Raw genomic sequence first — 14,110 nt, 5'->3', positions numbered from 1 at the left:
TCTTAACTCTTTAGTCTTATTGAATGAGACTTTAGTGGGAAACAATTATGAACATCGGAAGCGTTTGGCAATCACTTAAAGAGCTGGCTAAATTATGGAGTATAGATAGGGTTCCAAGCTTATCTGCAGCTTTAGCCTTCTTTTCTATTTTTTCACTTACACCCATCTTGCTTATTTGCATTATTCTTATCGATTTTTTCCTGGGAAATGCCGCGGCACAGGGCCGTATTCTAGATCATATTTCTAGCTTAGTAGGAACAAAAAATGCTTTGCAAATTCAAGCTATGATAGAAAATAGTCAACAGGCTGGTAAAAGCAATCTGCCTCAAATCATTGGCATTTTATTTTTGATTTTCGGTACCACCAGAGTGTTTATTGAACTTCAAAATGGATTAAATAGAATTTGGGGGGTAATGCCTAAACCTGGTAGAGGGTTATTGAATATAATTAAAGACCGTTTCCTGTCTTTTAGCATGGTTTTAGGAATTGCCCTCCTTCTCCTTGTCTCAATGCTGTTAAGTGTCGTCCTTGCTGCAATGAGTAATTTTCTTGTCCAGATGTTCGGCGGTAGTGTCTACATTTTTATGATCATGGACTACATAATTTCTTTTCTCATTATGACACTACTTTTTGCCATGCTGTTTAAGGTCTTACCGGATGTTATTCTTGACTGGAAGGATGTAGGAATAGGTGCTTTTATTACAGCTATTTTATTTACTCTAGGAAAATTAATTGTTAGTTACTATATTAATCACAGTGGCCGGTTCTCAGTATTTGGCGCTGCCAGTTCTTTAATTATTATTTTAATCTGGTTTTATTTTTCCTCACAGATATTATTTATAGGCGTTGAAATAAATAAACTACTAGTTTTGCGAAAAGGTAAAACCATCACACCTAAGAAATCTGCTCTTTTAGTTGATAATCACCAAACAAATATAAAAAGTACAAATGGAGTCCCTTAAAAGTGACTGCATGTGCTGCTTAAAAGAGTATGAGCGTTTAAAGCCAAGGTAGGTTGGGCTAAACAAAGTGCAGCCCAACATTTTTTGTAATAAAAAGTACAATACGATCCTGATTCGTTAGGCTGGGTTATAATTAGGCTAACTTACGCTTAATGGTACAATGCTGCCTGTAAAGACAGTTGCATTAGTCTTTACTGCAAGTTCCATTGCATTCTACCCTACTTATCATAAGAGGTTTCCTTTTATTTTGATTTGAAGTTCGCACTTCTATCTAAACTTAAAACTCGTTCTTTTCAAGTCGTATGTCAGATTACATTCATACTAATGCAATTAATGCATAACATAACTTTTTTGAAGCAGTATATCCGCTATTTTATCTGACTCTGCATTTACAAAATCCACATATTTTTTATTTATGAATTTCATTAGCTGGCTTTCCTTTTCTGTCCAATAATCAATGGACGTATAATTATCCTCACCATAGATAATTTCCAAAGATTTTAAAGCTTTAGTTTCTTTTTTAATAATCATTTGCCTTGCAAACTTTACATAACCTAGTAGGGTTATTACTTCTTGTTCCACCATTTCGCCAAAATTAAATGATTTTTCTAAAATTTTTATATAAATGTTGATGTAAAGAATCAAGCCTGCAACGCCATATTCAATGGCGGCTTTCCCAGCTTGTAAAATAGCCATATATTCATCATCTAAACTTAAAGCAAGTTTTGCATTTTTTTCTAAACGATTAAAATCAACCTCATAAATTTTGTCACAGGCTAGACCAAAGCTCTTAATATAAAGTGGGTTATCATAAGAGTATATGCCACGATTAGCAGTCTTAGCTGTAGTTTTCATAAGTAATAACTCTATATTTAATTAAGGTTTTATTTATTAACTTATCATTTCAACAAGTAATTATTTTTATTTAACATCACTGTGTAATACTAAATATCTTTTTTCCAAGATGACCTATCTTCTATTTCTTGAATAGGACTTAACAGCATAGGATTAATAATTTTTTCCAATTCACTATCTTGGTGATTTAAAACAAATTGTTTAGCTTTCTCAGCCATTGCCTCAAACACTGCCGGAATAATATTACTTTGAAACATAGTAGCCGCTTCTTTATCGATCTCAGCTGACCTTATTTGCATATCTTTGCGAAAATTATCATATTCTTCGAAATAATCATTGGGTAGTCTGAAAGCCTTTGAACAATCTTGTTTGTATTTTTCCCAAAGCGTACTAGATTGACAATTTACGATAATTTCTGGTGGCATGTGATGCCATTTAACATCCAATGCATGCTCATTAAATTTAGTTTTCGTAACTTCTTTTTTTTCAAGGTGCCTATAGAGTGACTTTTTGTTTAAAGCAAACGCATGAGAAAGTGCAAAGATAGGACAGCTTACACTGTCTTTATGTATATTATGCTTGCTGGTTAATCCGGTTACCAAATAGAGCTTTTGAAGCGTTGCTAACTGTGAAATCTCCTCAACTAAATCTAAAAACCTTAAATCATTAGCAGCATCTAAAACTAGAGAAAGAAATTCACCTTGCTCATTGATATCAAGATCGACCACGCAATAATGCTCAGCAATTTTTACGATAAATTGCTGATTTCTAGCAATTACAGGCTTTTTTGATACTTCTTGCTCAATTTCATCAATAATATATTTTCTATCTATAAGGCGAATCGGACATTTGGTAGGATTTGCTATATTATATTCATGTAAAATAATATTTATCCCATCTTTATCTAAACCAGTATCAGATGGTGACGCTTTAAGTTTAGTTAATTCTATTAATAATCTTTCTTGAAGTGGTGTTGGCATAATAACTTATTTCTTATCCCTTAATTTACTATTATAGTTAATAAAAACTAAGCTTTTATTAAGGGATTATAAATAAGCTTTCTAAATACCTTTAAGCGATATTTATTTAGGACAAAAATTTCAGATAAATTAGTTCCGATAGTTTTCTCAGATTGTTAAGCTAAGTTACTTGACCTTATTTATTGTAATAATGATTTTTTATGGCAACTTGCTAAACATCACTGTTTCAGGGTATTTAATAAGTAAGAAATTAAAGTGTAATTTAAGATTAGTACTTGATTGATATTGTAATATCTTATGTAAGCTATATAATTTAAACCATTGATTTATAACGGCTTCAGAATGGATTAATTTTAAGTAATTTCAGATAATTCACTCCTATTATCTACAATAATTTGTAAGTTTTGCATGATCTTTAATTAAGAAATTAATCCAAGTCAGCTATTTTAAGCACTCTAAATTTTGAAAACAAAATAATAAATTGTTTATTTATTAATGTAACCTAAAACAATGGAGAACAGGATGGGTAAATTTTCAAGTGGTATGAAAAAATATGGTAAACAATTAAAAGCAGAGTTTTCTTTTGATAGAGAAAAGACTAAGCAAATAAAGCAGGAAAATAAGTTGACTCATGCTGAAAAACTAGCATTAACGCCTGTTGCTATGGTGGTTGATCCTCTAGTACTTATTCCGGTTGGTATAGGCTTGACAGTAGTGGGTTTAATCGCACTGCCTGCAGGTCTTGTAAGTAAAATTCTATTTGGCAAAGGTGGAACTGTGGCTGCTGTAGGAGGTGGATTAGTGGTTGGTGGCGTAGTAGTAACTGGGGTAGGTGCTGTTAGTCCGGTAATTGATGTTGCTAGTATTCCATATAATAGTTATAAAGCCATTAAACATCGCCATCATAATCGCCATCATAAAGATAAAGTTGTCCCAATTAATCACGTTGAAGAAATAGCAGAGAATAAATCTTATGTGATAATAAGAGAGAATTTAAGCAATGGGCAAAATTTAGCTAGCCATCAGGCAGAGCCTTTGCCTCCATTACACACTACTCAGTTATTTCCTGAGGCAAATAACGTACAGGTTCAGGAAGAAGTATCAGCCATGCAGAATGTGGTTAATTTATAACGGGTTAAATTTCATTTCATCTCGATTAGGGCTAATAGAACCATCAAATAGCAAAAGTAGGTTGGGCTAAACAAAGTGCAGCCCAACATTTTACGTTATAAAGAGCGTAACACATTGATGATTTGTTGGGCTGCGCTTTAGCTTAGCCCAACCTATACCTTGCTAAAGTTAAATTTGTTTTACTTAAAAAATATTCTTTATTTTCTAATTGACTAGAAAGATCCTAAGCTATTCCAAAAGATAAAAAATTTCCAATTTATATAAAATTTGCCCTATAAACTCATTTAATATAGAATTCAGCCGATTTTATTTAGCCGTAAAATGTATTTCACTAGCCTATGCCTAATTATTATCTAGTGTTATATGTTTACTTTAAGCAACGTCGATAAGCAATTTAAAATAGAGAGTATCTATATGGCCTTAGCATTTTTTATAAGCAGTCTTGGTGATAGTGATTTAGCTAAAAAAACAATTGAGTACTTACAAAATACAGGTTTTAGTGATGAATTGTATGTAATACCATTAACCTTAGTAGCTAAAGATCGAATCAAAGATTTAACGTTTAAAGACAAATTACATCTAGCTAGCCTTGATACAATAATTGAAAAGCCCGGTATTTATAATAATCGTTTAAACCAAGACGAACTTATCAAGGTCAACGAGTTTGTAGCAACTAAAAACGTTACTAGCTGTTATGTTGGTGTTCCTTCTGCTATTGATGAAGAAAGTGCTTATCAACTAGTTGAGGTTATTTCACCTTCTATCCCTTGCACTATTGCTTATGAATATATGTTTAAGCCCAAAAACCATGCATTTTGGGATAAGTATATTAATACTTTAGCAACTTTACCCAATTGTCAATTTGCCACCCCTTTAAAAACAGCAAGCGCAGATATCTTAGCTATAAATGCTAATGCAAATGTTGCTGAAATTGGCCATTTAAGTATTGATCGTGCCATAACAGCAAGTGCACCTACTGATATTCAGACTACAAGACAAAAGTTACTTTTAAATGAGACAGATGACTTGCTCTTTATTTCCGGTACTTCACAACCTATCGATGTTGATATGGCATTTGTTGAAGCGCTTTTAAACGAATTACAAAGTGGTGAACATCCACATATGCAAGTTCGCTTTGGCATTCATCCAGGGCAAAAAGACCTGGTTAACTATTTTGAAAGATTATTTGCCTTATGCGATAAATTTAGCGGAATTGAAAATCATTTTAAAATTATTCTTCCAGAAGCTATCAAACAGACTTTGCTTAAAGCTAACAAAGAGCAAATCTCTGAATCATCCATTCATTGTAAGCCTTATATACTTGAGGCGGAAGTTAAAGGCCCTGACGCCTGTGCGGCCGCTCTTAAAGTTGGTCAAGCCGTTGCAGGAGCATTAATTAATGAAGAAGCTGTAAAAGGGAAAAAGCCTTATTGCCATGATAAAGAAGTAAAGCCTTACTTACCAAACCATTTATTCGCTAACAATATTCAACTATTTTTTAGTACGAAAAATATTCCAGCTGTTACAAAAAAAGATTTGGATTTAGTAGATGAGCCTATTCAACAAGCAATGGCGAACTTATTACTACATACCTAATTTAGGCAGACTATAAGATTTTAACTTATACAAATAAATTAATTAGAATCTAAAAATTTATTATTTGTATTGCGTCAGTGCAGTTTTAGCTGCACTGACGCCAAAGCTCAAATTAATTTATTCTTATAATAACTTAACTGCGAAAACTTTCTGTTCTAATGCACCAAATAAACTAAAATAAAAAACCCCAATTACCCCCCTTTCCCGTTAAAAGGATGACTACAGAATCTATCAAATATCACTGATCCTATCTTAAAGTGCTACCAATATTGGGTGGCGTAGAAGGTCTTTATGGCAATCAAATGACTGGGTTATTTAAATCTACGAAAACTAGTTCAAGCTTAGCTTTCTCTTTTTAAAAGTAATGAGGCATTTGTAAATCATAATGAAATTTTACGAAGTTTTTATAAACTTCAATTACACTCATTTACCGAGCCAAATCTTTTGATAACTCTATTTAATTTAAAAAATTTAAGTAAAATTAATTACGAACATACAATAGAAAATATTACTTAAATAAAACCGGTATTATGTTCAACAAATTAGTATGTGATTTAATGAATGTTGGGATTTCATTAATTAAATCTAAATACTCATCTTCTTCTCTATTGAAGATATAAGGATTTTCATAGCCTTCTATTTTTGCAACTGCTTTAGCCCATTGTATCTCTATATCATTAGGTGGGAATTGTTTATTCCAAGTTAAAAATAATTGACGTTGTGCATCACTTAACCGAATATTGTATTTATAAGACATAAATAAATTTGCTCTTGCTACAGTTCCTTTAGCATAGTCGGCTGGCTCTACGCGCCTAGTAGCAGAATCAATTGTAATAGGACACCCATAAAACGTTGTATGAGTATCTAACATACCATAGCGATAATTTGAGCGAGCTTGATTGACTAGGCCTACTGCAGGCCATAGATTATAAAGCTCAGCTTCAGCTTGCCTAAACTTAGGATCAATACGCTCGCAGCAAGCGCGTCCTCTATATAGCTTACCGTTTTGCTTCTGACAAAGTAGTTCACGCCAGCAAGCAAACTGATTACCAAAATTCTCGGCAGGCATCATATGTTCCCACTCAACCCGGTGTGCTCGCTTCAACGTAGCTGCTGATTGCATATTGCAACTTTTTAAATCAACTTGCAGGCGCGCGTCAAAGCGGCAGTGACAATAGAGTGTTTCCCGATGAAATGCAAAAAGTACTCGGGCAGTCCTTTTCGCTTGTCCAAAGTTTTTTATAAGCTGACCGACAACGGTAGCTGAAATGAGTAAAAGACATATAATGCTACATATTTTTCGCAATAATGTCATAGCAGTATTTTAACTATTTTAAATTTTAGTGTAGCAGTACTTTGTAATTATGCAGCTAAGTAAACACAATTATGATTGCTCTAGTATTGCGCTGTGCTATGCTTAGCCCAACCTACGCCTCGATTAAAGCAGTGATCTTCAAGACATCACCTATATAATACTGTTTACTCGTTAAGGTAGCCTGAGTGCAGGCTTGAGGCACCTACCATCAATATGTATAGTAGGGTCTGTGATAAATCTTAGAGAAAAATAACAAGGTTGAGGTGCTCAATTGCTCAACCTTGCTTAGCTTATTACGGCATACTTGTAACAATTTGGGGCGGCTTATTGTTTTCCTCTTGCCTTGGCTTTTGACTAAAAAATTTATTACCGCAAGCTTTACGCCTTGTTTCTTTTTCAAGATCCTTTTCTTGAGCTAAGTCAGTGTGTCCGTATTTCTTTAAAGTGTAAGCTCTAATAGGTTCCCAAATATGCTCATTAAAGGCTTTTTCTTTATCAGCAGTAGATTCAATCATTAAAAACTGCTGAGCCTGATTCCATAGTTCATCTCGAAATACAGGTTTATTTAAATTAATAAAATTTATCTTATCCGCTAATAGGCTTTCAAGCTGACTAAGGTTATCCTTTTTAGTAATAAGCGCTAAATTCTCTTTATTAAATACTTTTTCGGTATATAAAGTATCAATAGTTGGCGCTGCTAAAAACGCTTTTTGCTCAAACTGATCAACAACTGCCATTGGTTTACCAATTGCTGTTGCAAAGATTTTAATATGCTCCCATATTTCTTCGTTAAAATCTTTAGTAAAATTTTCATTGTCACGTTGGTTAGCTATCTTATATAAACTGCCAAGTAAAATGTCTTTACTAATACGATTGCCTCTTTTAATTTTTCCTATAGCTTCCCATATTTTAGCTTCGAATTGATTTAAACTTGCTAAGTTATCATTCCCTAGCGCTTTTTTAATACCTTCTTTAGTAAATACTTTTTTACCATTAGCCTCTAAATTATAGAGTACGTCGGCGTTTTCCAGTCGAGGTTGGAGTGGATTAAATTTAATTGAATCCTTAAGAGCTTTAGCTATCTCCTGAGGAGAAACTGTAGTACGTTTTGGTTTATTTAATGCTTTCATCTTAGTAAAAATAAGCTCGGCTTTTGAATTTACTGTTTTCTCTACTGAGGGTCCTGGTTTTTCAGTACGGCTGTGTACCTCTTCTATTCTCTCCTTAGTTTGAAGGGTCATATTCCCCTGTAAAATTTCAGCAATCCTTTTTATAAAATCAGCCTCTTTTTCCACTGACAATGGCGTTTCTTGCGGCTTACTATAGTCTTTGTATAGCTCAATTAATAGGGGCTCTGCTATAACAGCTTGATCAGTGTGTCCTAAGAAAGCGCCTAAACCTGTCAAGATCTCTTTAATCGCAACATTAGCACTTGACGAAGGAATGTGGTTACTTACTGGCTTACTTGTTGAGGTCTCTTTCATTTCTAAAGACTTTTTAGCTTTAGCTACCTCAGCAATTTGCTTAGCAAGCTCAGTAAGTTTCTCTTCACTTTCTACAAGATAAGCTTTTAAATTTTGATTTAATCTAAGCTCTTTAAATACAAGTTCCACATTAATATCATCAAGCCTGCGGCTTTTAATACCAACATACGTTTGGTAAAAAGCTTCTTTAGCATCTGCTGGAACATCTTGTACTGCATTTACGGGTACTTTAAGCGAATTAAGGATCGCCTGGCCACAAGTTGATAGTTCTTTACTACCATCTTGTGTCATTTCTTGCCAAACTAAATTTTTCTGCTTTATAGCTTTCGCCTCTAATTGTTCCGCCAGACTCAATTGCGTTGCTGGGCCTTTTACCCTATTCTTTTCGTCTTGATTAGAGGTTACTGATTTTAATTTAACTTTTGCAATATCTTTTTGACTAATAATAGTGTTACTCGTTGAGCCAGTATTATTAGTTGGCTTATCGCTAGAATACTCAGAAACTGGGTGAGTCTTACTAGGTAATTTAAGCCCCCCGGTAAGGTTAGAAGGCGGCGGTGGCGGTGGTGGCCCTGGTGGCGGTGGCGGTGGTGGCGCAAGCGGTTCATCTGTTGAAACTTCTGTATTAAATATACTACTATTAACATCATTTTGCTTTTGAGCATTGGTAGTGCTAGAAGTATCATCGTTTCGCGTAATAACAATCGTGTGGGTAAATACCTCTTGATCAATCATACTTATCACATGAGGATAACAGGATGTTAAAACAAATTTGACCAGTTCATTCTGCTTTCCAAGTTCATAAAGCGCCTGTATGTTTTCGCCTGCTTGTTCAAGCAGATTAGCTGCGAGCGTTCTATTACGTAAGTAAAAAAATAGTATCTCAAGGCCCTCACCGGTGGTCGCCAATACTACCTCAAGGTTAAAGTTAAACTTCTCATTAAACAATAATTCAGGATCACGATGATAGATTTCTTTAAGCAGCTCTGATTGCTCATACGTGGTTGTGTCACTATCTTGATGACGATTTACGAATACTTTAAGCTCTAACATCTTTTTAAGCGTATCAAAATTTTGGTTAAGTATCTTATCTGTATGAGTTACTTTAGCGTGTTTTTCAATCCACTCAACCAGTTCTAAATTTGGATTATCTAGATTTAAATTATTTTCTATGACCTCATAAATTTCAGATGAAGCAAGCCATTCCGGTGGTAATGCTAAAATTTTTGGTTTAATAAAGTTAGAGGTAAAATCACAATTACCAATAAAAGATTGAAATAAATTTTTGATATGCTGATGCGTAGGCGCTTCAGGACTGACTTGGATATCTGGCTCTTTAATCAGTAAGGAAATAAGAGCCTTAGTTGCGTCAAATCTTATCTGAAGACTGATGTCTTCATCTTCTTTACAAGCTTTAATAACCTCATGATAGTAATGTGCAGCTAAATGATGCTGAGAATTTTCTAAGTAGATATTAGCTTGATGTAATACGCTCCTTAATCCATTATTTAATTTTTCTTTTGAACCTAAATTATACTGTTCAGCAACTTTAGTTAAACAGCTTTCTAGAGTGTTATCTTGCTTAAGATTAGGCAATGAACTATTTTTTTGTAAGTCTTCTAATAAACGATATTGATATTTAATAGCCTGATAAGCAGCCAGGACAGTTGATTTCTTAAAAGTAAAGGATGATGCTGTGTCTTTTACATTACTGTTAGCTTCATCATTCAGATTTTTAAATATCTTTTTAATTTTTTTTGTTGTTTCACTTATAGATTGCTCGGAATTAAATATACTCTTTTTAATTTTTAGAATTTCCTTCTCTGACTTCTCTTTTATTTCTATAACTATTTTTTGGTATTTACTATAGTTCTCATCTTGTAATTTCGGCTTAGGAGCCTTCTCTACTTTCTTTTTAGCCTGAGCTTTCTTCTGTGGTGCTGCGATGGTAGAGACTGATTTGGCTACAGTTTTTGGCAATTCATCATTGATGTCTTTAAGTAAACTACTAATTGTATAATCTGCTAAGTAATGTTGCTTTAAAGCGGCCTCGAATAACTCAGGTTTAGCTGTTCTTAGCACCTCAAAGTACTTAGCCAAAGTGATTTTATCTACATTCCTATAATCCAATAACAATTTATAGATATCTTCAACATAGTGAATATCATTGACTTCTATATTTATTTTGGTCAAGGCCGTGGATTGACTTGGTTGACTTTCAGACCTTGGTCGTGTTTTTACCGCTCCTGGGTTAGTATCTCCTTTCAATTCAACTTCTAGAGATGAATTTTTTTCATCTGATTCTAGAGATGAACTTTCATCTAATGAGTTGGTAGTAGTCGTTGCTAAAGTTGGTTTATCATTTTTCGATTTTGTAGTAGTTGATGAGGGTAGCCTTACCGGCTCTACGGTGCTCTTTTGAATTGGCTTTAAAATATTTTGAATAGCTGACGTATTCTTAACAGAGCTTGCTACCTTATCAGAACTAAATTTGTCAAAATAACTTTTAATAACCTCTTGATGCTTATTAATTTCTGACGCGTTATCTAAAATAGCTTCTATTACTTGCCCAACTAGTTTAGGTGAGGTTTTGGCAGCTAACCAAAATGCTTCACGAAGTTGTTCATTTTTACTGGTTACAATAGCAATGGCTGCAGCTTTATTTTCATTTTCTAATAGCGCTTTTTGCAATGCAGGTTCTGAAAGCAGTGGCAGCAAAGCTTCATCAAAAGCAGCTCTAGTCTCTACTTGCAACCCGTTTAAAAGTTCTTCTTGATTTAATACTTTTAAGAAGAGGTCGATTTGCTCTTTGGTAAAAAGCTTAATGTCTTTTGGCAATTGCGGAAAAATATGAACTACTTTGCTTAGTAAGTTGCTATCGTTAATCAGCTCTTTTTCTAGAGAGTAGTGAGGTTTTTTAAAGAGTAATAGTGAAGGATTTTGGCCAATAAAGGTTGAGTCGATACGTGGGTCTTTTAATAATTTAAGCCGAGCGCCGTCACTAAGTTGGCCTATTAATTCATTAATAAATTCTTGAGACTCTTGGTTTAAAACAAGAATGTCTGTGAGAAGGGGCTTAAATGCTTTACTAACCTCTACCTTACGATACCAAGCTAAAAATACTTTTGTTTCTTCATCAGTTAACTTCTCTTGTGTAAAGCGTCGTAAATTATTAGAAACTAATAAATCATCTCTTAGCGCTGAATTAGATTGGGCACTCTGCATTAATGTTAATAGAGGGCCTTGGGTAAATAAAAGCCTTTTTGCTTCGGCCTTAGCGTGAGTTAAGTTGTTTTTATCAAACCAAGCCAGCATGCTGTTAATGTGCTCTATATTCCATTCACCCTTTAGCTGCAGACAAGCAAGCATAAGCACAGGTGAATCTTTTAAGTATTGATCAATTACTGGGTGAGGAACGGATGGATCAAGCTTTGTAATCACATCTATAATCAATACGTTATCCCCTACATTATCTAACAGTACTTGTGCAATCTGGACATCAGCATTCCTTTGAAAATCTTTTTCTTCCATCAAGTCTAATAAAATAGATTTAAAGTCGTTTCTAGCTTTAATAAATTCCAAATCATTGTGGGTAATCGCACCGTAAGCAACTCTTTTTATGACCTCTTCATTAGTAATACCAAGGCCTAAGATTAATAAGGCTTCTATAGTGTGATGCTTAGCATAATTATAAAATTTATTAGCGGAATTCGATAATGACTTTTCAGCCTCTTTTCTCAATTCATTTTGAATAAGTTCTTGTCTACGCTCACTAATGGGCCAAGCTAGATTTTTTCCTTTCACTTCGCCATTAAAGCGTGCAGCAAGTATATCTAGTTCGTCGATGGTGTTAATCTTTTTAATCTGGCTATTAAAGTAGGTGTAAAAACATTCAACGTCAGCTTTAGATAAGTCCTGAAGGACAGCTAAAGGCCGCTGGAATAAATCTGCTCTAGCTAAACTAATTAGCTTTTTAGTTTGATCATGTTGGTTTTCCGCACGAACACCATATATTGCTTCATTTAATGCGACTTCCCTAAATTCAGGGTCAATTTCTTTTAATACGTAGTGAATACTCTTATCGCGTATTGCTTGAGCATCTTGAGGCTTTTTACTTCCTAAATTTAATTTACCGTAATAATGTTCTGCTAATGCTTTGTGTGCTTTTTGCTCGATAACTTCATCTTTTGCTAATTGTTGACATTGTTGTTCAGTTAAATTAAACAGTTGGTGTAAATTTTTATTTTTGATTAAAAATTTAAGATCATCTTTCGTACCATCTTTGCCTACCCAAGCTCTGTTAGAACTACGTAATTCATCCGTTAGAAAAGCTATAGCGATGCTTCTAACACTCCTATAACCGAAATTTAACCAAAATTTTTCTTCTAACATTTTATCAAATTCGGCTTGGTATTCAGGATGCTCTTTTGTATAGCGACCAATTTGAATGACTGATTGAAAAATAATACGAGCCCTATCTTTACTATCAATCTTACCCGCTACTTTTCTTAAGAGTTCGCCAGGATCATCAGTAAGTGGTAATAATTGTAAAAAATTATTAGCATTATTTTTACATAGCGCTTTTACTAAACTAGGGTTTTCCTTTAAATGCATGATTACCCATTCTTTATGCTCCTTATCCCCTGTTAATTTAGTTATGACATCTTGCTGTACTTCTGGTTGTTCAAGCGCTTGCTTTAATAAATTGATTTTAAATTTTGTCAATAAATGAAAATTTGTAGCAAAATCTGCAATAGAGTTATTCTGTCGGAGACGATCAACCACTTGGTTAAGCTTTTTCAGTTGCTTAATGTCAACGACGACTTGGGGAGGATCTGCTTTAACAATAAGATCACCATAGGCTTTTATAATTTGTCGTGGTTTATGAGATAGTAAAAGATAAGTTTTAAAAGTAGCTAGATCAATTCTGTTTGGCTCTAATGCTGATTTAAATAATTCCCCCATAACAGAAGGTTCATAGGTGATAAAATCCGTTGCTTGTTTACTGCTCTTTGTCGTTAAGCTCGTTTTAATTTTATCTTTTAATTCACCCTCATTACGCTCACTGGTAGTCAAATATATTTTTAATAACTTTATCCTAGTTTTAACAAGGGCCCAACATAAAGCTAGAACTTGTTGAATGTCAGCTAACTTAAACATATCGTTTAAGTGCGTAGTTTGTAAATATGCAGAACAGGGCTTTGGATTTTCAATAAAATAAGCTAAGTTGGCTTTTGCCCAAGGCTTATTATCTTCTTTAAAAAGATTATTAATAATAGTGCCTTGCCTGATAGGGATTACGTTGTCCTTCGTTTTAGCCTTAAATTCTTTAATAGCCGTAATGAAGTCATCCTCCCTATCTAAACCTGAAATTTGGATAAGCTTAGATAACGATAATTGGCTACTCACGGTATGTAACCATTGTAAATTATCTTGAAAGGCTAATAATAGCTTTTTAAATTGTTCCGAATCTTTCTTTAATTTATCAAAATAATTTTTAGTAATAAGTAGAACAGCGACCTCAATAGATTCTAATTTAATGGCTTGATTAACTAGAATTTCAATATTTATTTTTTGGCCTAACTGAGGATAGTGACTTAAAAAATTCTCAAAGGCTTCTTTCGTTTGCAGTTGCTGCTTAACACTCTTAGGTAAATCCTCAAATGTGTTTGCAGTAGAAATATTCTGTTGAAGTTCTTTATCGCGCTTTAATAGATCTAAATTAATAGTAGCAGCGGCGGTTCCTTTTGGCATAAATAAACTCCAAGTGAACAATAAGATCACATA

The 14,110-nt window shown here is 33.8% G+C and carries 7 protein-coding genes; 3 read left to right on the top strand and 4 right to left on the bottom strand.

Going from position 1 to position 14,110, the window contains the following annotated elements:
* Positions 1–47: 47 nt before the first annotated feature.
* Positions 48–962, top strand: a complete 915-nt coding sequence (locus tag ACNVED_RS05585; protein ID WP_419420766.1) for a YihY/virulence factor BrkB family protein — start codon at positions 48–50, stop codon at positions 960–962.
* Positions 963–1,292: 330 nt separating this feature from the next.
* Here ACNVED_RS05585 and ACNVED_RS05580 read toward each other — a convergent pair whose 3' ends face one another.
* Together ACNVED_RS05580 and ACNVED_RS05575 are read right to left on the bottom strand one after the other, a co-directional pair.
* Positions 1,293–1,817, bottom strand: coding sequence for a hypothetical protein (locus ACNVED_RS05580; protein WP_419420765.1), 525 nt, complete (start codon positions 1,815–1,817; stop codon positions 1,293–1,295).
* Between the two features lie 89 nt (positions 1,818–1,906).
* Positions 1,907–2,797, bottom strand: a complete 891-nt coding sequence (locus ACNVED_RS05575) for a hypothetical protein (protein WP_419420764.1) — start codon at positions 2,795–2,797, stop codon at positions 1,907–1,909.
* A 522-nt stretch (positions 2,798–3,319) separates the two neighbouring features.
* Here ACNVED_RS05575 and ACNVED_RS05570 point away from each other — a divergent pair.
* Positions 3,320–3,928, top strand: a complete 609-nt coding sequence (locus ACNVED_RS05570) for a hypothetical protein (RefSeq protein ID WP_419420763.1) — start codon at positions 3,320–3,322, stop codon at positions 3,926–3,928.
* A 363-nt stretch (positions 3,929–4,291) separates the two neighbouring features.
* The gene (locus tag ACNVED_RS05565; RefSeq protein ID WP_419420762.1) at positions 4,292–5,524 is read left to right on the top strand and encodes a hypothetical protein; all 1,233 of its coding nucleotides are present in this window, start codon (positions 4,292–4,294) and stop codon (positions 5,522–5,524) included.
* 508 nt (positions 5,525–6,032) lie between these two features.
* Here the strand turns inward: ACNVED_RS05565 and ACNVED_RS05560 are convergent.
* A complete protein-coding gene (locus tag ACNVED_RS05560; protein ID WP_419420761.1) occupies positions 6,033–6,839 on the bottom strand; it encodes an endonuclease in 807 nt (268 codons plus the stop codon).
* A 293-nt stretch (positions 6,840–7,132) separates the two neighbouring features.
* On the bottom strand, positions 7,133–14,077 hold the full coding sequence (locus tag ACNVED_RS05555) for a hypothetical protein (RefSeq protein WP_419420760.1): 6,945 nt from the start codon (positions 14,075–14,077) through the stop codon (positions 7,133–7,135).
* Between the last annotated feature and the right edge of the window lie 33 nt (positions 14,078–14,110).

The sequence above is a fragment of the Legionella sp. D16C41 genome (genome assembly GCF_048541585.1).
Lineage (GTDB): Bacteria > Pseudomonadota > Gammaproteobacteria > Legionellales > Legionellaceae > Legionella_C.
The sequence above is the reverse complement of the archived record's forward strand: the minus strand, read 5'-3'. Positions and strand labels throughout refer to the sequence as shown.